The sequence below is a fragment of the Nonomuraea sp. NBC_00507 genome (genome assembly GCF_036013525.1).
Lineage (GTDB): Bacteria > Actinomycetota > Actinomycetes > Streptosporangiales > Streptosporangiaceae > Nonomuraea.
Window position 1 is genome coordinate 9,876,907 of the sequence record NZ_CP107853.1, and the last position, 19,894, is coordinate 9,896,800.

The window sequence follows — 19,894 nt, forward strand, 5'->3', positions numbered from 1 at the left end:
GGTCTAGATGTAGCGCTGCGCGAACTCGAGGACGTCGAAGCCCAGCGTGAGCAGACCGAAGTAGACGATCACGGCGGCCGCGGCCAGCGTGACGACGAGCACGATGATGCGGACCGTCCAGCCCTGTCTCTTGTACCACTCCGTCCAGGCGTGCAGCGTGGCCTTGCCGAACTCCAGCAGCTTGTGCGCCCAGTGGAACTCGGTGGCCAGCACCGCCAGGCCGGCGAACACCACGAGCCAGCCGGGGCCGGGGAACGGCACCATGATGAGACCGCCCACCACCATGACGGCCCCGATCACGCCGATCACGATCTTCAGCGTGAGCGCGCCCGTACGGGTCGCTCTGATGCCGTCGAGCCAGCCCTGGATGCCGTGGCGGCGTCCGGGCATGCTGGAGTCCTCGGCGGCTTTCCCCTTGATGACGTCGGCGTCGCCGGTGTCGGAGTTCTGAATCGGCACAATGCCCCCCGGCAGTCGGTGTGCCCCCTAGGATACGGCCCCGTCCATGTCATCAACTTGCAGATGACTAGCAAATCACCAAACTTCGCGTAACGTAAAATTTCCGGCCCCGGACCGGCCTGAGCTGCCACTATTCGGCAAATATCGGTTAATGTCTGTTATGCCCGAGGTCTTGCTTCGTACCGTCACCGGTCCCGTACGCGCGGACGCCGTCAACGGCGCCGTCCTCCCCCACGAGCATCTGCGCACCGACATGCGCTGGGGGGTAGGCGTCGACTCCGACCCGTACCGCTGGCTCGACGAGGAGGCGGCCGTCGCCGGCGAGTTCCGCGAGCTGCGCAAGTCCGGCGACCTGAGCCTGGTGGTGGATCTGACCAGCCTGGGCATGGGTCGCGACGCGGCCACGCTGGCCCGCGTCGCGGCGAGCAGCCGGGTGCCGGTGATCGCCTCGACGGGCCTGTTCGCCGAGCCGTTCACGGACGTGCGGGACGAGGACGTCGACGAGCTCACCAGACAGCTGATGTACGAGATCTCCAGCGGCCTGGACGGCACGGGCGTGTTCCCCGGCGTGATCGGCGAGGTCGGTTGCTGGGGTCCCGAGCCCACGCCGCGCGAGGAACGCTGCCTGATCGCCGCCGCTCGCGCCGCGCTCCAGTCCCGCCTGCCCGTCGCCACGCACGGCATGAACGCCCTGGCCCTGCTGGAGATCCTGCTCGGCCAGAACCTGCACGGCTCCCGGATCGCCATCGGCTACACGGGCAATGACCTGGGCGCCGCACGCAAGATCGCCGAAGAGGGCGCGTACGTGAGCCTGGGCGTCGTCAGCCTCGGCGCCGACGAGGCCGCCAGGATCGCCCTCGCCCTCATCGAGGACGGCCACGCCGAACGCCTCCTGATCAGCACCGGCCTCAGCCGGGTCGCGCACCTGCGCGCCTATGGCGGGCCCGGGTACGCCCACCTGTTCCATGAGCTGCTCCCCCGCCTGCGCGAGGCGGGCACCGGTGAGGACACGATCCACCTGCTCACCCGCGACAACCCGCTGCGGTGGCTGACCTCGGGCTCGGCTTGACCTCAACGGCGCTTGAGGTTGCACGCTGACCGTATGACCTTCACGCCAGAAGAACTGGACTACCTGACCACGCAGCGGCTCGGCCGTTTGGCGACCATCTCCCCCGACGGGCAGGTCCAGAACAGCCCCACCGGCTTCTTCGTCGACGCCGGCGCGGGCACGATCGACATCGGCGGGCACAACCTGGGCGAGTCCAAGAAGTTCAAGAACATCCAGGCGGGCAGCACGGTGGCGTTCGTGGTGGACGACCTCTCCTCGGTGCATCCGTGGACGGTGCGCGGAGTCGAGATCCGGGGCACGGCGGAGGCGCTGACGGGGCAGGAGCCGCCGTTCCACGGCTTTTCCGGAGAGCTCATCAGGATCAAGCCCAACAAGATCATCTCTTGGGGTCTGGGCGGTCCGGCATCGAACCGGAGAGTGTGAAACTCGCTAGGATCAGGGCTACGACGAGCCTTGGCCGGGTGGGGGGATGGAGACGCAGCACACGCCTAGGGGCGGCCGCCTGCGCAGGCCGCTCGCGGCTCTGTCACGCCTGACCCGCCTGGGCGACATTCCGGTCGTGGTCATGCTCGCGTGGGCGGGCTGGCTGGCCGTCCCATGGTCGTTCAGCGGCCTCGCCCAGGCCCGCGCGGCCGCTGCAGCGGCCGCGGACACCGAGCCGCCCCAACTGCACGCCACAGCGCCGGCAGCACCCGGGGCGGCTCCCGCCGCGATCGGGCAGCGGAGTGTGACAGGGCTCTCCATCGCTGCTCCGAAGGCGGTGCGCCCTCCGGCTCGCGACCACACCGCCGTGGGCCGGGCGCTGGACACGTATGCGCCGGCCTCCTCCGCTCGTCAACCGTCCGGCCTGGATGGGGCGGCGCCGTTCACCGCCGGCCGGTCGCCGGTCCAGACGGATGCCGTGGCCCCGGTCGAGACGGATGCCGTGGTCTTGGAGCGGGCCAGGATCGCCGGTGAGGTGCACGACGCCGCGGGGCACGGGCTGGCGGCCATCGCGATGCAGGCCGGGCTCGCGCTCGTCACCCTCGACGACGATCCCGAGCAGGCGCGGGCCTCGCTGCAGGCCATCAGGGAGACCAGCATGACGGCCCTCGCCGGGTTACGGGCCGCGCTCGACGGCATCGACCCGCCTGAAGGCGACCTGACGAGCCTGATCGACGGGGTGCGGGCCGCGGGCCTGCCGGTGGACGTCGAGCCCGCAGGCCCCGCCGTGCCCGCGTCTCTGCAAGGGACCGTCTACCGGGTGGTGCGCGAGTCCCTCACCAACGTGCTGCGCCACGCGGGCCCGACCAGGGCGCTGGTGCGGGTGGCGAACGACCCGTGCGAGTTCGTGCTCGAGGTGGCCGACCGTGGCGTCGGCTGGACAGGCGCGGCCGAGGGACGAGGGCTCTCGGGGATGCGGGCCCGGGTCGCCGAGGCAGGCGGTCACTTCACCGCCGGGCCGCGTGAGGGCGGCGGCTTCCAGGTGATCGCCCGGTTCCCGCAGGTCTCGGCATGACCGCACACCCCCGCCGGCCTGCCGGAGCATGGGTTGAGCAGGAGCCGACCGCCGGACGGTGGAGCCTGGCCGCCCGAGCACACGAGCCGACCGCAGGACGGTGGAGCCTGGCCGCCCGAGCACACGAGCCGACCGCAGGCAGGCACGGCCTCGCCAAGGAAGCCGCTGAAGGACGCCGGTCGGGTGGAGCGCGGGGTCTCCGGGTCGAGGAGCGCGGACGGCGGGACAAGGGAAGCCGGCCCCATGGGTGAGGCGGTCACCGGTTCGGACGGGGCGGGCTCCGCCGTCGGCGGCGCGGCGGCGTCGTTCGGCGGTGACGGCCACCGGCCCCTTCGGGTGGCCATTGCCGACGATCAGGCGGTCGTGCGGATGGGGCTGCGGGCGCTGCTGGATCGGGAGCCCGGCATGGAGTGCGTCGGCGAGGCGGCCGACGGGGCGGCGGCGCTGGCGCTGATGCGGCGGGCCCGCCCCGACGTGCTCCTGCTCGACATCCGCATGCCCGGCATGGACGGCCTGGCCACCCTGCGGGCGATCGCCGCGGACCCGGAGCTGCGGGGCTCGCGGATCGTGGTGGTGACCACGTTCGCCGTCGACGAGTACGTCTTCGCCGCCCTCCAGGCCGGAGCCAGCGGCTTCGTGCTCAAGGACAGCGCCCCCGACGAGCTGGCCAACGCGGTCCGCGTGGTCGCCGCCGGAGAGGCGCTGCTGTCACCGGCGATCACCAGGAAGGTGATCGGCCTGTTCGGCCGGCACGGCACGGAGCCGGTCGAGGGCATCGAGACGCTCACGCCCCGGGAGCGGGAGTTGGTGGCGTGGGTGGCCACCGGCAGGTCGAACGAGGAGATCGCCAAGGAGCTGGTGATCAGCCCCGACACCGTGCGGACCCACGTCAGCCGCGCCATGGTGAAGCTGCGCGCCAGGGACCGGGCGCAGCTCGTGGTGTTCGCCATGCGGGCCGGCCTCACCGGCCCTCCCTGACCGGCCGGCTGCCTACTTCAGGAAACCCTCGTAGTTGCGCTGCTGAAGCTGGGCCTCGATCTGCTTGACGGTGTCGAGCCCGACGCCGACCATGATCAGCACGCTGGCCCCGCCGAACGGGAAGTTCTGCTGAGTGCTGGGATCCTTCAGGATCGCGAACGCCACCAGCGGCAACAACGCCAGCGCCCCCAGGTACGCGGCCCCCGGCGCGGTCAGCCGGGACAGCACATACGCCAGATACCGGGCCGTGGACCGCCCCGGCCGGATACCGGGCACGAATCCGCCGAAGCGCCGCATGTTGTCGGCCACCTCGTCGGGGTTGAAGGTGATCGACACGTAGAAGTAGGTGAAGGCCACGATCAGCAGCACGTAGCCGGCCATGTAGAGCGGGTGCGTTCCCGACGTCAGGTTCTGCGCCACCCACGCGCCCGCCTCGTCCCCGAGCAGCGGCGCCGCGAGCGTCGGCAGGTAGAGCAGCGACGTGGTGAAAATGACGGGCACGATGCCCGCCTGATTCACCTTGAGCGGGATGTAGGTGCTGCTCCCGCCGTACATGCGCCGTCCCACCATGCGCTTGGCGTACTGCACCGGCACCCGCCGCTGCGCCTGCTCCACGAACACCACGGCCGCCACCAGGAACAGCCCGGCCACCGTCATCACGACGGCGCCGACCGGAGTCAGCACGAAGATCTTCGACATGTAGCCCGGGAAGACCGCCACGACCTGCGTGAAAATGAGCAGCGACATGCCGTTGCCGATTCCCCGGTCGGTGATCAGCTCGCCCAGCCACATGACCACGCAGGCCCCCGCCACCATGGTGAGCACGATCACGGCCGTGGACAGCAGGCCGTCGTCCCGCAGCAGCGGCCGGGCGCACCCGGGCAGCAGCTGCCCGGCGCGGGCCAGCGCGACGACGGTGCCGGCGTTGAGGAGGGCGAGCGCGACGGTCAGGTACCGCGTGTACTGGGTGATCTTCGCCTGCCCCCGCTGCCCTTCCTTCCTGAGCGTGTCCAGCCGGGGCACCATGACGGCGAACAGCTGCATGACGATGCTGGCGGTGATGTACGGCATCACGCCGAGCGCGAATACCGACAACTGCAGCATCGCGCCCCCGCTGAGCATCTGCGCCAGATCGAAGAGTCCCCCGCTCGCCGTCCCGACGCATTCCCGCACCGCGGCCACGTCCACTCCCGGCGACGGCATGAGCTGGCCCAGCCGGAACAGCGCGATGAGCGCGAGCGTGAACAGCAGCTTCTTCCGCAGGTCCGGCACGCGGAACGCTCTGATCAATACGGTCAGCATGGGCACCGAGTCTGACCGGCGCGCCCCCGGACGTCGTCCGCCCAGCCGAGGCACCGGCGTACGCAGATCTGCGTAGGCGGGGCGCAAGCGCCGCTGCCTGTGGTGGGCCCCTGGACGCGGCCCACCATATCTTGACCCCATGAGCACTGTCTGGGTGATCAGCGGGCCGCCGGGCGCGGGCAAGTCCACGGTGGCGGCCGAGCTGCTCACTCGCCTGTCCCCCGTGCCCGCCGTGCTCGACAAGGACACCGTGTACGGCGACTTCGTGGCGGAGGTCCTGCGCGCCCACGGCCAGCCGGACGGCGAGCGCGAGGGACCTTGGTACGACCAGCACGTCAAACGCCACGAATACGCCGGCCTGACCAGGCTGGCCGGGCAGATTCGCGGGCACGGCTGCCCGGTGCTGCTCGACGGCCCGTTCACCACCCAGGTCCACGACGCGGCCAGGTGGGCGGAGTGGGTGACGGAGCTGGGCGGCCCGCCGGTGCGGCTGCTCTGGGTGCGCTCCGACGGGCCCACCCTGCGCGAGCGCCTCACCGCCAGGGGCTACGGCAGGGACGCCGGCAAGCTGGCGGCGTTCGCCGACTACCTGCGCACCATCCGGGTGGACGAGCCGCCGGTCGTCCCGCACCTGGAAATCGACAACCGGTGCGGCGCGCCACCGGTCGGCGAGCAGCTCACGGCGGCGGGCATCCCGCCTCAGACCACCAGGTAGTCGTCGTCCCGGACGTCCAGGATCGCCATGTGGCCCGGCAGATGCCCGATCGCGTACTCGACGCCGCTGGCCATGATCGCCGCCTGCGGCGTCACCCCGCACGCCCAGAACAGCGGCACCTCGCCGGCCCGCACCTCCACGGGGTCGCCGAAGTCGGGCCGGGCCAGGTCGCGGACGCCGATGGCGGCGGGGTCGCCGTGGTGCACCGGCGCCCCGTGCACCTGCGGGTATCGTCCGCTCACCTCGACGGCGGTCTCGACCAGTGCCTCCGGCACCGGCCGCATCGACACGACCAGCGGTCCGGACAGGCTGCCCGCCGCCTTGCAGGGGACGTTGGTGACGTACATCGGCACGTTCGTCCCCAGCTCCAGGTGCCGCACCGGCACCCCGGCCGCGAGCAGCGCCCGCTCGAAGGTGAAGCTGCAGCCGATGAGGAACGGCACGAGGTCCTCACGCCACTCCTCCACCACCTCGCCGAGGTCGGCGACCGGGCGGCCGTCCCGGTAGAGCCGGTATCCCGGCAGATCGGTACGGAGATCACCGGCGAACAACGCCGTGGACCAGGCGCCCGGCTCGCCCACGTCGAGCACCGGGCACGCCTGCGGGTTCTGGTGGGCGAACAGCAGCAGGTCGTACCGCAGCCGCGCGGGCACGGCGATCAGGTTGGCCTGCGTCCAGCCCCGGCACCAGCCTGCGGTGGGCACCCGCTCGCCGGTGCGGAATCGCTCCCGCGCCTGCGCGGGGCTCAGATCGGCGACGTCCACAGACACGACATTACGCCTTCTGTGTGATGTCGTGGCTTAACCGGGTAGCGGGCGCGGGTGCGGCTTGATGTGAACCTCCTCGACTACCTTCTCATCGCCATCTACTTCGCCACCGTGCTCGCGATCGGCTTCGCCGCGCGCAGCCGGATCACCACCAGCCTGGACTTCTTCCTGGCCGGCCGCGGTCTCCCGGCGTGGGTGACCGGCCTGGCGTTCGTGTCGGCGAACCTGGGCGCGATCGAGATCCTCGGCATGGCGGCCAACGGCGCCCAGTACGGCGCCATGACCGTGCACTACTACTGGATCGGCGCGGTCCCGGCGATGGTGTTCCTCGGCATCGTGATGATGCCGTTCTACTACCGCTCCAAGGTCCGCAGTGTGCCCGAGTTCCTGCGCCGGCGCTTCAACGGTGCCACGCAACTGCTGAACGCGATCACGTTCGCGGTCGCGCAGATCCTCATCGCCGGGGTGAACCTGTACACGCTGGCGCTGGTCCTGGAGGCGCTGCTGGGCTGGCCGCTGCCGGTCTCCGTGGTGGTCTCGGCGGTGATCGTGCTGACGTACATCACGCTCGGCGGGCTCTCCTCGGCCATCTACAACGAGGTCCTGCAGTTCTTCGTGATCCTCGCCGGCCTGATCCCGCTGACCGTGCTCGGGCTGATGAAGGTGGGCGGGATCACCGGCCTGTTCGACAAGGTACGGCAGAGCGCGCTCGGCGAGGGCGGCCTGCACACCTGGGCGGGGATGGGCACGGGCGAGAACCCGATGCAGGCGCACTGGATCGGCATCGTGTTCGGGCTCGGCTTCGTGTTGTCGTTCGGCTATTGGACGACGAACTTCGCCGAGGTGCAACGGGCGTTGTCGGCCAGGAACACGAACGCGGCCCGGCTCACGCCGATCATCGCGGCGTACCCGAAGATCTTCATCCCGCTGGTGACGGTGTTGCCCGGCATGATCGCGCTGGTGCTCTTCAGCGACCTGGGCCGGGGGCAGGCGTACAACAACGCGATCCCGCTGCTGATGCGCGACCTGCTGCCGAACGGGGTGCTGGGGATCGCGGTGACCGGGCTGCTGGCGTCGTTCATGGCGGGAATGGCGGCCAACATCAGCGGGTTCAACACCGTGTTCACCAACGACATCTGGCAGGCGCACCTGGTGCGGGACCGTCACGACGACTACTACGTGCGGGTGGGCCGGATCGCGACCGTGGTCGGGGTGGCGATGGGGATCGGGACGGCGTTCATCGCCGCCGGCTACTCCAACATCATGAACTACCTGCAGGCTCTGTTCTCGTTCTTCAACGCGCCGTTGTTCGCGACGTTCATCGTGGGCCTGTTCTGGCGGCGGATGACGCCGTGGGCGGGCTTCTGGGGCCTGCTCGCGGGCACGCTCGCCGCGTTCGTGTCGTACTTCTTGTACAAGGCCGGATACGTGGAGTTCGGCACCGAGCTGAACGCCAGCTTCTGGGGCGCCGGCCTGGCGTTCGCCGTGGACGTGGTGGTGTCGATCGTGGTCACGCTGGTCACCACCCAGAAGCCGCAGGAGGAACTGCGCGGGCTCGTGTACGGGCTCAGCGACGTCACCATCGAGGACGACGCGCTGGCCGGGGACGCCAAGTGGTACCGCTCGCCGGTGTTGCTGGGCACGGGCGCCGTCGTTCTCGCGGCTGTGATGTACGGAGTGATCCTATGAGTGATATCCGGATGGTGATCGGCGGTCTGTTCCTGATCTACGGCGTGATCCTGATCATCGCCGGCGTCCTGGGCAGCGCCGTCAACCTGTGGACCGGGCTGGCCATGGCGGTGTTCGGCGGCACGTTCGTGGTGTGGGCGCGGGTCAGACGGATCTGACCGGCTCCTGGGCCTTCTTGTCGTACGCCTCCCGCGCGGCGATGACCTCGTCGGCGTGCTCCCCCGCCCACGCGCCGATGGCCCGCAACACGCCCATGGCGCTGCTGCCGAGCTCGGTCAGCGCGTAGTCCACCCGCGGCGGGATCGTCGGGTAGACCGTGCGGCTGACCAGGCCGTCGCGCTCCAGCGTGCGCAGGGTCTGGGAGAGCATCTTCTGGGTGATGCCGTCGAGCATCCTGCGCAGCGCGTTGAAGCGCCTGGGGCCGTCGAGCAGCGCGCCCAGCACCAGGCCCGTCCACTTGCTGGTGAAGATCTCGAGGACCGTGTTGGGCTTGCACGCCTGGAGGAACGCCTCGGCGCCGCCGTACTGTCTCAGGTCGGGAAACGTAGTATCCATGAGGTACCTGAATATCAAACAAGTGCCTTCTTCACAACGGATACCTGCGATGACCAGCATGTGAGGCATGCATGCAATGACCTACCGCTCCTTCGGGGAGCCGGACGTGCTGGAACTCACCGAGGTTGCGCGGCCCGTGCCGCAAGCCCACGAGGTGCTCGTGCGAGTGCGGGCGGCGGGCGTCAACCCGCCGGACTGGAAGCTGCGGCGGACGCCGTATCCGCCGGATTACGTCGATCTGCCGCTGATCCCCGGGTGGGACGTGTCGGGCGTGGTGGAGGAGGTCGGCGAGTACGTCGGCCGGTTCAAGCCCGGCGACGAGGTCTTCGGCATGCTCAACTTCCCGCGCTACGCCGGGGCTTACGCCGAGTACGTGGTGGCCAGGCCGCGGCAGTTCGCCCGCAAGCCGGCCGGGATCGATCACGTGCAGGCCGCCGCGCTGCCGATGCCGGCGCTGACCGTCTGGCAGGCGTTCGAGGACGTCGCGGAGGTCACGGCGGGGCAGCGGGTGCTGGTCCACGCCGCGGCCGGAGGGGTCGGGCACCTGGCTGTGCAGGTGGCCAAGCTGCGCGGCGCGTACGTGATCGGCACGGCGCGGGCCGCCAAGCACGCGTTCGTGCGAGGGCTGGGGGCGGACGAGGTGATCGACTACACCTCCGTGGACTTCGCCCGGTCGGTGTCGAACATGGTGCCGGACTCGGGCACATCGGGTGTCGACGTCGTGCTCGACATGGTGGGCAAGGACTATCCGGCCCGATCGCTGCCGGTCCTGCGGTCCGGCGGCGCGTTCATCGGGGGCGCGGGGATGACGCCCGAGGACGTGGCGGCGTACGAGGCGGCGGGGCTCCGGTCCGGGGTGTTCGTCGTGGAGCCCGACCATGCCGCGCTGACCTCGATCGCCGGCTTGGTGGCGGAGGGCCGGCTGGCCGCGCACGTGGACCGGGTTTTCCCGCTGGCCGAGGCCGCGAAGGCGCACGCGCTCATGGAGAGCGGCGACTTCGTCGGCAAGCTCGTCCTGGAGATGTGATCAGTACTCGACCTCGAACGTGTGCGGTCCCAGCCCGTACCCATCCCCCTTCGGCACCACGTACCCGTGCTCGACCAGTCGCGCCAGGCTCCTGCGCAGGTCTTCCTCGGCCAGCCCCGACGACCGGATCAGCGTGTCGAGCTCCGCGTGGCCCTTCTCGACTGCCTGGGACGCCACGGCCTCGTAGACATGGATGTCGACGTCCGACAACGCCTGCACATCATGACCTTCGGACATCAGCGCTGCCTCGCTCCCTCCCGCAACCTGAAGGGGTCGACCTCACGATCCGGGTACCGGCGGAGGTATTCGGACTCGAGCTCATTGGTACGGGAGGTGTGCACGGCCAGGGCGTCGTCGGAGCCGTGGAAGAAGGTGTCGCTCCGGGTGGTGTGCAGCTGGCGCAGCTCGCGTACCAGGTCGTCGTCACTGAGCTGAGCCGGGTCTATTCCCATCGTCGTCATGGGTTCCCCTCTACCCCAGACTCCTCCGACAATATCTGTCATATTTCCTGACATATAGGGATTGTCTGTAAGATGTCCGGGCTTTACCTTCCCGTTATGGACCTCGAGCTCCGGCACCTCAGGATCGTCCGCGCGGTCGCGGACGCGGGAAGTGTGAGCAAGGCCGCGTCCCTACTCGGGCTGGCACAACCGGCCCTGACCGCCCAGCTCAAGCGCATCGAGAGGGTGCTCGGCGGCACCCTCTTCGAACGCGACCGCCACGGCGCCAGGCCCACCCGCCTCGGCGAACTCGTGCTCGCCAGGGCACGGGTGCTCCTCCCCGCTGCCAAAGAACTGCAGGAGGAAGCCGTACGATTCGCCCACGCCCCCTCCCCCGGTTTCCGCATCGGCGCCACCAACGGGCCGATACTCGGCGGTCTGGTCGACCGGCTGGCCGCCGAGCGCCAGGTCAGCACGCACACGTCCTGGTCGGCGCACGAGCTGACCGGCATGGTCGAGCTCGGCCGCCTCGACTACGTGCTGACGGGCGCCTGCGGCGACTCCGGCACCCCCACCGGCTCTCTCGTGTGGGAGACGATCAGCCTCGACCCCGTCTTCTGCCTGGTCGCCGAGGCCCATCCCGCCGCCAGGGAGAAGGAGGTGGAGCTGGCCGACCTCGCCCGCGAGCAGTGGGCGGTGACGCCCGGCGACGGCTGTTTCGCCGACTGCTTCGCGATGGCGTGCGCCCGCGCCGGGTTCACGCCCGGCACGATCTACGAGACGGACGTGCCGACGTGCACGCACCTCGCGCAGGTCGGCCGCGCCGTGGTGCTCTGCCAGGCCACCACCCAGGCCGCCCAGGGCCTGGTCATGGTCCCGTTCGCGGGCGCGCCGCTGCGCTGGCGGCAGCTCCTCGGCCGCCACCCCACCGCACCCGAGGCCACCTGGGTGGTGGCGCAGGCCAAGGAGGCCCATAGGGACGCCGTCCGCCGGAGCCCGGTCTACCACGACTGGCTGGTACGAAATCCGGGTTATGGCACCGCGCCATAACACGGTGATAGGGGCAAAGTAATACTCCTCCGCTTCTGGGTCCGCCGTTACCGTGACGGCACCCCCAGCAGCGAGGAGACCATCATGCTCCGCACTCCGGCGCTGATCGCGATCGCGATCGGCGCGTTAGTCGTGACGGCCACCCCCGCCGTCTCCGCACCCATCACCGCTTCTTCCGCCGCCAAGCCACCCTCTGGCGTGGTGGACGCCCTGGAACGCGATCTCGGGATCACCGAGGAGCAGGCGATCAACCGCCTGGCGAACGAGGCCCGCGGCAACTCCGCCGCACCCGGCCTGCGCAAGAAGCTCGGCGACCGCTTCGCCGGCACCTGGTACGAGGGCGCCGAGAGCACCTTCGTCGTGGCCACCGTCGACCCGGCCGACGTCGGCGAGATCCGCCGCGCGGGCGCCGTGGCCCGCGTCGTGCCGCGGACACTGGCGCAGCTCTCCACCGTCAAGGACGGCCTGGACCGGACCGCGCCGCCCGCCACCGTCCACAGCTGGGCCATCTCGCCCCAGGACAACGCGGTCATCGTGCACGCGAGCGACGCGGCGGCGGCACAGTCCTGGATCAGCGCCGGCGGCGTGGACGCCGCGGCTGTGAAGGTCGAGCAGTCGGCCGAGCGCCCGCGTCTGTTCTACGACATCCGTGGCGGGGACGCGTACTACACCTCGGAGGGTTACCGCTGCTCGGTCGGCTTCGCGGCCAGGCGCGGCACCCAGCTCGGCTTCACCACCGCGGGCCACTGCGGCGGCACGGGCGTGACCACGACCGGCTACAACCGGGTGGCCCAGGGCACCGTCCAGATCTCGTCCTTCCCCGGCAACGACTACGCGTGGGTCGCCACCAACACGCAGTGGACGGCCCCCGGCGTCGTCAACGGCTACAGCGCCGGAACCCTCCCGGTCCGCGGCGCGACCGTCACCCAGCCCCAGGGCTCGGTGTGCCGCTCCGGCTCCACCACGCAGTGGCACTGCGGCACGGTCACCGCGCTCAACGCCACCGTCAACTACCCGGAGGGCACCGTCACGGGCCTGACGCGTACCACGGTGTGCGCCGAGGGCGGCGACTCGGGCGGCTCGTTCATCTCGGGCGACCAGGCCCAGGGCATGACCTCGGGCGGCTCGGGCAACTGCACCGTGGGCGGCACCACGTACTTCCAGCCCGTGGGCGAGATCCTCTCCGCAGGGGGCCTGACCCTGGTCACCGCCGGCGGCACCGACCCGCCGCCCGGCTGCCAGAGCTACGAGGAGACCTACAGCGGGTCGCTGACCTCGAACGCCAGCGCGTACCAGCCGAACGGCTCCTACTACCAGGCGACGGTCTCCGGCACCCACGCCGCTTGCCTCGACGGTCCGAACGGTACGGACTTCGACGTGTACCTCCAGAAGTGGAATGGCTCGTCGTGGGCCGTGGTCGCCAGGGGCGACAGCCCGAACCCCGACGAGACGATCAGCTACAACGGCACCGCCGGTTACTACCGGTATCGGGTGCACGCTTACAGCGGGTCGGGCTCGTACACACTGGGCCTGAACCGCCCATGACGGCTTGCTCCAGCTGAGCAGACGGTGGGGCCGGGACGCTGATCACGTCCCGGCCTCACCATGCGTCACCTAGATCCGGCTGCTGAGGGCACGCAGCAGAAGTCCGAACCCACGGGTGGCAAGCCGCGGCGGTGTGGCGCCGTTCATCCAGATGAGGTGCTCGCTCTGCATCACCGTGCGCGGGCCGGACACCGCGAGCGCGTGCGAGGCCACCGTGGAGGCCAGGGCCGCCCGCCGCCTCCGCCTGGAGGAGTACACGCCGACGACCTCCCGCGGATCGGGCACGGCGCCCAGGCACTCCACCAGCGTCGCCACGTCCTCGAGCGCCTGGTTCGTGCCGTGCGCCATGACGGGCGGCATCCCGTGCGCCGCGTCCCCGAGCAGCACGCACCGCCCGTCGCCCCAGCGGCGCGGCACCTGGTGCCGGGTGTGCGGGAACACCTCAGCGTCACCGTCCCCCAGCGACGCCAGCACCTGCTCGACCGGCGCACCCCAGCCCCCGAACCGGCGGCGCAGCATCTCCAGCGGCTTGTCCTCCGGCGGCGCGCCCGGCGACCACGGCACGTCGAAGAACCACTGCATGAGCCCGTCGCCCGCGCCCATGTACCCGAAGTCGCCCTGCCGGCCGACCATCAACGTCGTGGTCGACCCGGGATCGAACGGGGCCGGCGTCAGGCCCTGCCAGACCGCCGCACCGGTCAGAGCCGCCTGGCCACCTCCCAGCAGGAGAGCGCGCACCCGGGAGTGCACACCGTCGGCCCCGACCAGGAAGTCACCGCTGATCTCCTGACCTGTTTCCGTCCGCACCCGTACGCCGTCCCCGTCGGCGTCCAGCTCCGCCACCCGCGCTCCGAACCGCACGGTCCCCTCCGGCAACCCGCTCTCCAGGAGGGTGATCAGCGACCCGCGCGGGATCACCCGCGCCGCCGACCCGAACCGCCGCGCCAGCGCTTCCAGGTCGAACTCCAGCACGCGGCGTCCGCTCGCGGTCCGCAGGCATAACGTCGTCAGCGGCTGCCCCACCCCGTCCAGGCCCACGCCCAGATCCGCCAGGATCGCCGTGCCGTTGCACCACAACGTGATGGCCCCACCCCCGAGGCGCAACTCCTGCGCCTGTTCCAGCACCACCACTTCGTGCCCCGCGGCGATCAACCCTCGCGCCGCCGCGAGCCCGCTGATCCCCGCCCCCACCACAAGCACCCGCACCGCCGCCCCCTTTGCTCTACAATAAGTAGTACTACTAGATATAGAGCATCGGCCCGATCATCCTCAAGATCCCGACAAGCGCCCGGCTGGTACGCGGCGACGCGGCGATCAGAGGGACTTCAAGTACGTGAGAACCGCCAGAATGCGACGATTGCTCTCCGCCGAGTCCGGCAAGTTCAGCTTCTGGAAGATCGATCGCATGTGCGCCTCCACCGTGCGCTCGGCGATGACCAGGCGGGCGGCGATGGCGGTGTTGGAGTGTCCCTCGGCGACGAGGGCGAGGACATCGTGCTCGCGCTCGGACAGGCGCGCGATCTGCGTGTTCTGGGCGTTGATCAGCGCCGCCACCACCTCGGGATCGAGCGCCGAGCCGCCTGCGGCGACCCTGGCGAGGGCGGACAGGAAGTCGTCGACGTGCAGCACCCGGTCCTTGAGCAGATATCCGAATGCTCCGGTGCTCACCAGCGGGACCGAGTTGGTGGTCTCGATGTGCTGGGACAGCAGCAGCATGGGGAAATCGGGCAGCTCCCGCCGAAGAAGCCGGGCGGCCTGCACTCCGTCGTCACTCATCGTCGGCGGCATCCGCACATCGATGACCGCGATGTCGGGCCGGTGCCCGCGTACCGCGTCGACCAGGGCCTGGGCGTCCCCGACGGCGGCGACGACCTCGTGACCCGCGTCTTGGAGCAGCCGGACGATCCCCTCCCGGAACAGCGCCGAATCCTCCGCCACTATGACGCGCATGGCATCTCCGCCTCGATCGTGGTGCCCTCGTGCGGCGCACTGATCACCGAGAGCGTTCCGCCGATCGCGCTGACACGATCGCGCAGGGTGGTCAGGGACGCCTGGGACGGCGTGAAGCCGACGCCGTCATCAGTGACGGCGATGTGCAGGCAATCCCCGGCCTGGCGCACGCTTACGCGGATGCCGGTCGCCTCGGCGTGTTTCAGCACGTTGGTCATGGCCTCGGCCACCAGGAAGTACGCGGTGGTGGCCACGACGTCGCTCGTCACCACCGTGCCGGCGCGCAGGTCGACGGGCAGCGCGCACTGGGCGGCGAGCCTGCGCAGGGCGGCGGTGAGCCCGTCGTCGAGACTGGCGGGGCGCAGGCCGTGAGCCAGCCTTCGGAGCTCGCCGACGGTGTCCTCCAGCCGGTCCACCGCCAGGTCCAGCTCGAGGGAGAGCGGGTCGGCAGGGTCGAGACGCCGCTGGGCGGCCCGTAATTGCATGCCGACCGCCAGCAGGTGCTGCTGGGCGCCGTCGTGCAGGTCGCGTTCCAGCCGCTTGCGCTCGGCCACGGCGGCTGAGACCAGACGCCGCCGGCTCTCCGACACCTCCGCCAGAACCCTGCGCAGGCCCAGCCGCAACCGGCTCACCTCGATCGGCAACCCGGCCGCCGACACCGCGAGGCGGACCCGCCTGAGCTGACGAGCCGACACGCGGCCGAGGACCACCACGCCGATCTCGGCATCGGCCGTCCGCAACGGCAGCGTGGTGCGGTCCGCGGGCACCTCGGCGTCGGTCCCCCAGATGTCCACGTACCCGCCGCGCTCGGCCTCGGTGAGCAGCAGGACCAGCCCGGGGTCGCCGGCGAGCGCGCGCAGCGCCTCCTGCACCGACTCCGGCTCCGCCGTGCCGTCCCGTACCCGGTCGACGAAGTCGGCGATGCCGGCGAGGATCACCGTACGGTCCCGGTCGAAGACCCGTCCGGTGGCGTCGTGCACCCGCCGGAACACCGGCATGAGGATCAACGCGGCCACGAACACCGCCCCGTACCCGCCCAGCGGCGAGTCACGGCCGAAGAAGGAGCCGAGCACGACGGCGGACGCGGCGAACACGCCCGCCGCGATGATCGTGGTCAGCACCCACGCCGCGGAGTCGCCGAGGATCCTGTCGATCTCGAACAGGTCATGGCGCAGTACGGCCACGGCCACCGCGGCGGGGACGAGCACCACGATCCCGATCAGGAAGCCGCCGTACGCGGCGGGTCCCGCCCAGCCGAGCGCGGTGATCGCCCAACTGGCCACCATGAGCGCCACCACCAACACGGCGGCCAGGACGAGCCATCTGGTCTGCGCGCGTACCCGCTCGTCACCGCGGCGGTAACGCACCACCACGGAGCTCACACTGGCGACCGACACGACGAGCAAGGCCGCGAGCGCGGCCACCATCAGCGGCATCCAGATACCCGCCGGCACCGCCACCGGTGAGCGGACCACCGGCGGCGGGTCGTAATGGTTCATGGTCACCACCATCGCCGCCGTCACACCGGCCGCCGACAGGGGCACCGCGGCCGCCGCCACCCGCCACCGTCGTCCCGGGAGCAGCCCGTCAGGAAAGACCAGTAACAGGAGGAGAAACCCCACCACCTGCCACGACCAGATCACCGCCCCCCACCACGAGTGGCGGCCCCATTCCTCCAGCGCGGGCACGGCCAGCATCGAGACCGCCACCCCCGCGAGCGCGCCCGGCACAGGACTGGCCGGCGCCCGTACCGCGATCAACCAGCCGAGTCCCAGCGGCACCAGCCCGAGCAGATAAACGGCGAACGCCCAGCCCCCGCCCGCCGCCCAGCCCCCGCCCGCCGCCCAGCCCCCGCCGGCCGCCGACGCCCCGCCCGCCGCCCAGGCCAGCGCGGTCCACGCGCCGGCGCACGCGATCGTCGCCGCCACCATCCACCAGCGCATGCGGCTCACCGCGACATTCTCCTGCGCGAGCGCCACCCTGGCATCAGTGCCACCACGTACCGGCCTGCCCGGCACGACATCCAGCGCTGCCCTCGATGCGCGCCCAGGACCGATCCACCGACAGTGGATGCGTCCCGAACACCTCCGAACAACAAGGAGAGAACACCATGGTCGCCATCATCGTGGTCCTGCTGGCCCTGCCGATCGGTTTGCTGATCCGCAACCGGCTCGGCGCCTACCTGGCGTTCGCCGTCGTCTTCGCCCAGGTCTACACCTTCCAGACGGGACTCCTGGTCATGGAGTGGACCAACGGCGCGACCGCGGCCTTCCCGCGCAGCACCTCGCCGGAGCTGCTCGACAGCAGCCTCGGCTACCTGGCCTTCACCTCGGTGGTCTACCTCGTGGGGTTCGGGCTGGTGACGCTCGGTCACTGGCTGCGCGGCCGACGCCGCCACAACGCCGAGGAAGTACGGCTGGACCGCTGACCGACCCCCTCCATGTGCCCCGCCACCCCTCAGCAGACAGCGACCCCGCCCCGCCACCAGTACCCTCTTTACGCGTGCACTCGACCTGAAAGATCCGCGGATACGATCGACTGAGGGTCCGCTGACGTTGCGGAGCGTGGAATGATGTCCGGGGGACCTTGTCTCCCGTCCGGCGGGGCACCAGAACGGGATCGAAATGCTCTAGCCTTAGCCATGCACGAGGCCGGGTATGACACCCTGCCGCGCTGCACACAACTGAATCCAGGGGCGGTAGCTCAGCCGGTCAGAGCATCGGACTCATAATCCGTGGGTCGTGGGTTCAAGTCCCACCCGCCCTACTCTCCCACTCCAGGCTGTACCTGGGGGTTCCTTGATCCCGCCAAGTCGGCGGGACGGCGGTCTCCCAGATGGGAGACCGTATGGAGACCGCCAGTTTGGGACGCCTCCCCCACGGCGACCGCCCGAGGCACCAGAACAGCACTCGCTTCGGCCGCTTCCCGCGCTACTTCCGGCAGCACCGTTGTGTAAAGATCTGCCGTGATCGACACGCTCGAGTGCCGCAGCATCGCCGACGTCGTCTTCATGTCGTTGCCGGCCGCCAGGGACAGTGTGGCCGCGCCGTGGAGGTCGTGCAGCCGGATCGGCGGCAGGCCAGCCGCGAACGCCAACCGCTCGAAGTGCTCACTGACCCAGTCAGGCGTCAACTCGCTGCCGTCCTCGCGCGTGAAGATCCGGCCTGTGTCCGTCCACGCCGATCCCCACGCCAGCCGCTCCTCGTCCTGCCGGGCCTTGTGCGCCCGCAGGACGGCGACCGTGACCTTGTCCAGCGCAACCACCGCGTCCGACGACTCTGTCTTCGGCGATCCCTCCTTCACCTCCCGGCCGACGTTGGTGAGCTGCGTGGCCGTGGCCAGCAGACCCCGCCCCGACCACTGGTGGTGCCTGATGCAGGCCCGCTCCGTCTGGGCGCGCGTCGGCTACTGGCTGCCACTCGGCGGCGGCCATCGGGCACTCGGCGACGCCCGTGACGCGCACGAGCTGGCACGCGATCGCCGCCCCGCTCGCACACTGACCACAGGGAGACACGCATGAAGATCCGCCTGGTCGGCACGGCGGAAGAGGCAGAGGCCGCCGCCGCCCTGATCGGCACCGTAATGACCGTGCTGGAGGACTCCGGACCGCGCTCCCGTCGTGGCGGTGGCCTGCAGATTCAGCGCTACCTCGACGTCAGGCTCACACCACCGGACCCGCCGGGCTCGAAGGACCAGCCGCCGCACCGGTGCTCTGGCGATGCCGGGCGCGAAGCGAAGGCCTCGCACGACGCCGTCGACCTCAGCTCATGGGGCTGACGATCTCGGAACGCACCGGCTCCCATCTGCGACGCAGGGAGCCGGTGCCGTGTCAATAGGCGATACCGCAGCTCAACGGCATGACGTCGGCGCCGAGTCCGTCGCCGGCGAGGCCTCCCCGGCCGCCGCGGTGGCGAGAGAAACCCCAGCTCAGCGTTGTGTCGGCCCCTACTCGATCGCTATTGACAGCGCCGAAAGCACGTCGATTTGTCGGAACGGCGGCGTAGCGTCGCAGCCATGACTGTGGGTCCTCGTCTGGAACGGCGAGTTCGCAGGCGATCTGGCGGAGCAGGTGGCGAGCTGTCATCTGATGTGGCGGAATGGCGGCACACTGAACGAACGGGAGTGCCGTGGTTGTGGAGGATCCGGGAGCTATCCCGTGCGGCTACTGGGCGCTCGTGCCATCGCGCGCCTCAATCACCGCGGCCATGAATTCCTGGAAACGCGCGAACTGCTGCTGATCCATCTTCAGCGGCACCCCGTTGGCGATCCGGTCGTTGTACCTGGTGCCGATCGTAACCTTGAAGCCGTCACCGTGTGGTTTCGCGTCCACTCCGAGGAACGCCACGTGGTATCGCCTGGCATCCGTCAGACAATGGAAGATTTCGAAGGTCCTGCCATCTCGCACCAGGATGTACTCGCCGATCGCGAACTCCGCTGTCATAGCTTCCCGTTCATGCCGCTTGATGTGCCGGGAGTCAGGGTCATCCCGGGGCACACGTCATAAAGGGAGACTCCTCTCTATTACACCGCAGATAGCCGACGCCGACCGGCGTGGGGCTCTGTTTCCCCCGAAATCCGCCACTTCAGATGAGAGACCAAGGCAAGTGACCATCCCGGCCCCAACTGGCGAACCGCAGGTCAGCGACGGTGTTCCTCGACAGATCAGAAGAGAGGCCACAATGACGATGGTGACGACAGCACCTCGAGCACCCGCCACCAGGAGAACTTCATCGCGCTCGCCGATGACCTCGCCGAGCTCGACGCGGCGCTGCTGGCGCAGCTGGACCCGGTCGACCGGGCCCGGCAAGTCCGCGCCCGCCGGGCACTGTGGCTGTACGCCGACGCACTGT

Annotated in this window: 23 protein-coding genes and 1 tRNA gene; 14 read left to right on the plus strand and 10 right to left on the minus strand. The window is 70.1% G+C overall.

From position 1 onward, the window contains the following. Positions 1-3: 3 nt before the first annotated feature. Positions 4-459: a TIGR02611 family protein gene (locus tag OHA25_RS47600; RefSeq protein ID WP_327583442.1), complete on the minus strand. Its 456-nt coding sequence runs from the start codon at positions 457-459 to the stop codon at positions 4-6. A gap of 160 nt (positions 460-619) precedes the next feature. Between OHA25_RS47600 and OHA25_RS47605 the strand changes: the two genes are divergently transcribed. The 4 genes from OHA25_RS47605 (at position 620) to OHA25_RS47620 (ending at position 4,004) form a co-directional block, all read left to right on the plus strand. Continuing rightward, the gene (locus tag OHA25_RS47605) at positions 620-1,528 is read left to right on the plus strand and encodes a phosphotriesterase family protein (RefSeq protein WP_327583443.1); all 909 of its coding nucleotides are present in this window, start codon (positions 620-622) and stop codon (positions 1,526-1,528) included. 33 nt (positions 1,529-1,561) lie between these two features. After that, complete coding sequence (locus OHA25_RS47610) at positions 1,562-1,951, plus strand: PPOX class F420-dependent oxidoreductase (protein ID WP_327583444.1); 390 nt, start codon at positions 1,562-1,564, stop codon at positions 1,949-1,951. Positions 1,952-1,997: 46 nt separating this feature from the next. Continuing rightward, positions 1,998-3,026 carry a sensor histidine kinase gene (locus tag OHA25_RS47615; RefSeq protein WP_327583445.1) on the plus strand — a complete coding sequence of 343 codons (1,029 nt, stop codon included), beginning with the start codon at positions 1,998-2,000 and terminating at the stop codon, positions 3,024-3,026. A gap of 243 nt (positions 3,027-3,269) precedes the next feature. Continuing rightward, complete coding sequence (locus OHA25_RS47620) at positions 3,270-4,004, plus strand: response regulator transcription factor (protein WP_327583446.1); 735 nt, start codon at positions 3,270-3,272, stop codon at positions 4,002-4,004. Positions 4,005-4,016: 12 nt separating this feature from the next. Here OHA25_RS47620 and secY read toward each other — a convergent pair whose 3' ends face one another. Beyond that, positions 4,017-5,306, minus strand: a complete 1,290-nt coding sequence (secY, locus tag OHA25_RS47625; protein ID WP_327583447.1) for a preprotein translocase subunit SecY — start codon at positions 5,304-5,306, stop codon at positions 4,017-4,019. A gap of 139 nt (positions 5,307-5,445) precedes the next feature. Here secY and OHA25_RS47630 point away from each other — a divergent pair, with 139 nt between their 5' ends. Further along, positions 5,446-6,021, plus strand: coding sequence for an AAA family ATPase (locus tag OHA25_RS47630; protein WP_327583448.1), 576 nt, complete (start codon positions 5,446-5,448; stop codon positions 6,019-6,021). Here OHA25_RS47630 and OHA25_RS47635 read toward each other — a convergent pair. Beyond that, the gene (locus OHA25_RS47635; protein ID WP_327583449.1) at positions 6,006-6,785 is read right to left on the minus strand and encodes a putative hydro-lyase; all 780 of its coding nucleotides are present in this window, start codon (positions 6,783-6,785) and stop codon (positions 6,006-6,008) included. The genes OHA25_RS47630 and OHA25_RS47635 overlap by 16 nt on opposite strands. Positions 6,786-6,842: 57 nt before the next feature. On the opposite strand from OHA25_RS47635, the gene OHA25_RS47640 reads away from it, so the two are divergent. Beyond that, a complete protein-coding gene (locus OHA25_RS47640) occupies positions 6,843-8,477 on the plus strand; it encodes a sodium:solute symporter family protein (RefSeq protein WP_327583450.1) in 1,635 nt (544 codons plus the stop codon). Next, on the plus strand, positions 8,474-8,635 hold the full coding sequence (locus OHA25_RS47645; protein WP_305924709.1) for a hypothetical protein: 162 nt from the start codon (positions 8,474-8,476) through the stop codon (positions 8,633-8,635). The genes OHA25_RS47640 and OHA25_RS47645 overlap by 4 nt, the downstream gene beginning before the upstream one ends. Here the strand turns inward: OHA25_RS47645 and OHA25_RS47650 are convergent. Next, a complete protein-coding gene (locus OHA25_RS47650; protein WP_327583451.1) occupies positions 8,622-9,032 on the minus strand; it encodes a winged helix-turn-helix transcriptional regulator in 411 nt (136 codons plus the stop codon). The genes OHA25_RS47645 and OHA25_RS47650 overlap by 14 nt on opposite strands. A 67-nt stretch (positions 9,033-9,099) precedes the next feature. Here OHA25_RS47650 and OHA25_RS47655 point away from each other — a divergent pair, with 67 nt between their 5' ends. Next, positions 9,100-10,059: an NADP-dependent oxidoreductase gene (locus tag OHA25_RS47655; protein ID WP_327583452.1), complete on the plus strand. Its 960-nt coding sequence runs from the start codon at positions 9,100-9,102 to the stop codon at positions 10,057-10,059. On the opposite strand, the gene OHA25_RS47660 is transcribed toward OHA25_RS47655, so the two are convergent. After that, positions 10,060-10,296, minus strand: coding sequence for a hypothetical protein (locus OHA25_RS47660; protein ID WP_327583453.1), 237 nt, complete (start codon positions 10,294-10,296; stop codon positions 10,060-10,062). Then, positions 10,296-10,520, minus strand: coding sequence for a DUF6158 family protein (locus OHA25_RS47665; protein ID WP_305924713.1), 225 nt, complete (start codon positions 10,518-10,520; stop codon positions 10,296-10,298). Before OHA25_RS47665 ends, OHA25_RS47660 begins: the two co-directional genes overlap by 1 nt. Before the next feature lie 96 nt (positions 10,521-10,616). On the opposite strand from OHA25_RS47665, the gene OHA25_RS47670 reads away from it, so the two are divergent. Both OHA25_RS47670 and OHA25_RS47675 read left to right on the plus strand, forming a co-directional pair. After that, on the plus strand, positions 10,617-11,549 hold the full coding sequence (locus OHA25_RS47670) for a LysR family transcriptional regulator (RefSeq protein ID WP_327583454.1): 933 nt from the start codon (positions 10,617-10,619) through the stop codon (positions 11,547-11,549). Positions 11,550-11,633: 84 nt separating this feature from the next. Further along, a complete protein-coding gene (locus tag OHA25_RS47675) occupies positions 11,634-13,094 on the plus strand; it encodes a S1 family peptidase (protein ID WP_327583455.1) in 1,461 nt (486 codons plus the stop codon). 69 nt (positions 13,095-13,163) lie between these two features. Here OHA25_RS47675 and OHA25_RS47680 read toward each other — a convergent pair whose 3' ends face one another. The 3 genes from OHA25_RS47680 to OHA25_RS47690 all read right to left on the minus strand — a co-directional run bounded on the left by OHA25_RS47680 (position 13,164) and on the right by OHA25_RS47690 (position 16,987). Next, positions 13,164-14,300, minus strand: coding sequence for an FAD-dependent oxidoreductase (locus tag OHA25_RS47680; protein ID WP_327583456.1), 1,137 nt, complete (start codon positions 14,298-14,300; stop codon positions 13,164-13,166). Positions 14,301-14,408: 108 nt separating this feature from the next. Beyond that, entirely contained in the window at positions 14,409-15,044 is a 636-nt protein-coding gene (locus OHA25_RS47685) for a response regulator transcription factor (RefSeq protein ID WP_327583457.1), read from the minus strand. Next, positions 15,032-16,987 carry a sensor histidine kinase gene (locus tag OHA25_RS47690; RefSeq protein WP_327591149.1) on the minus strand — a complete coding sequence of 652 codons (1,956 nt, stop codon included), beginning with the start codon at positions 16,985-16,987 and terminating at the stop codon, positions 15,032-15,034. The genes OHA25_RS47685 and OHA25_RS47690 overlap by 13 nt, the downstream gene beginning before the upstream one ends. A gap of 167 nt (positions 16,988-17,154) precedes the next feature. Between OHA25_RS47690 and OHA25_RS47695 the strand changes: the two genes are divergently transcribed. The 4 genes from OHA25_RS47695 (at position 17,155) to OHA25_RS47710 (ending at position 18,821) form a co-directional block, all read left to right on the plus strand. Next, entirely contained in the window at positions 17,155-17,472 is a 318-nt protein-coding gene (locus OHA25_RS47695) for a hypothetical protein (protein WP_327583458.1), read from the plus strand. Positions 17,473-17,736: 264 nt separating this feature from the next. Beyond that, positions 17,737-17,810: transfer RNA gene (locus OHA25_RS47700), tRNA-Ile, on the plus strand. Between the two features lie 199 nt (positions 17,811-18,009). After that, a complete protein-coding gene (locus OHA25_RS47705; RefSeq protein ID WP_327583459.1) occupies positions 18,010-18,564 on the plus strand; it encodes a hypothetical protein in 555 nt (184 codons plus the stop codon). Beyond that, positions 18,561-18,821, plus strand: coding sequence for a hypothetical protein (locus OHA25_RS47710; RefSeq protein WP_327583460.1), 261 nt, complete (start codon positions 18,561-18,563; stop codon positions 18,819-18,821). Before OHA25_RS47705 ends, OHA25_RS47710 begins: the two co-directional genes overlap by 4 nt. A gap of 385 nt (positions 18,822-19,206) precedes the next feature. On the opposite strand, the gene OHA25_RS47715 is transcribed toward OHA25_RS47710, so the two are convergent. Then, the gene (locus OHA25_RS47715; protein ID WP_327583461.1) at positions 19,207-19,485 is read right to left on the minus strand and encodes a hypothetical protein; all 279 of its coding nucleotides are present in this window, start codon (positions 19,483-19,485) and stop codon (positions 19,207-19,209) included. Between the last annotated feature and the right edge of the window lie 409 nt (positions 19,486-19,894).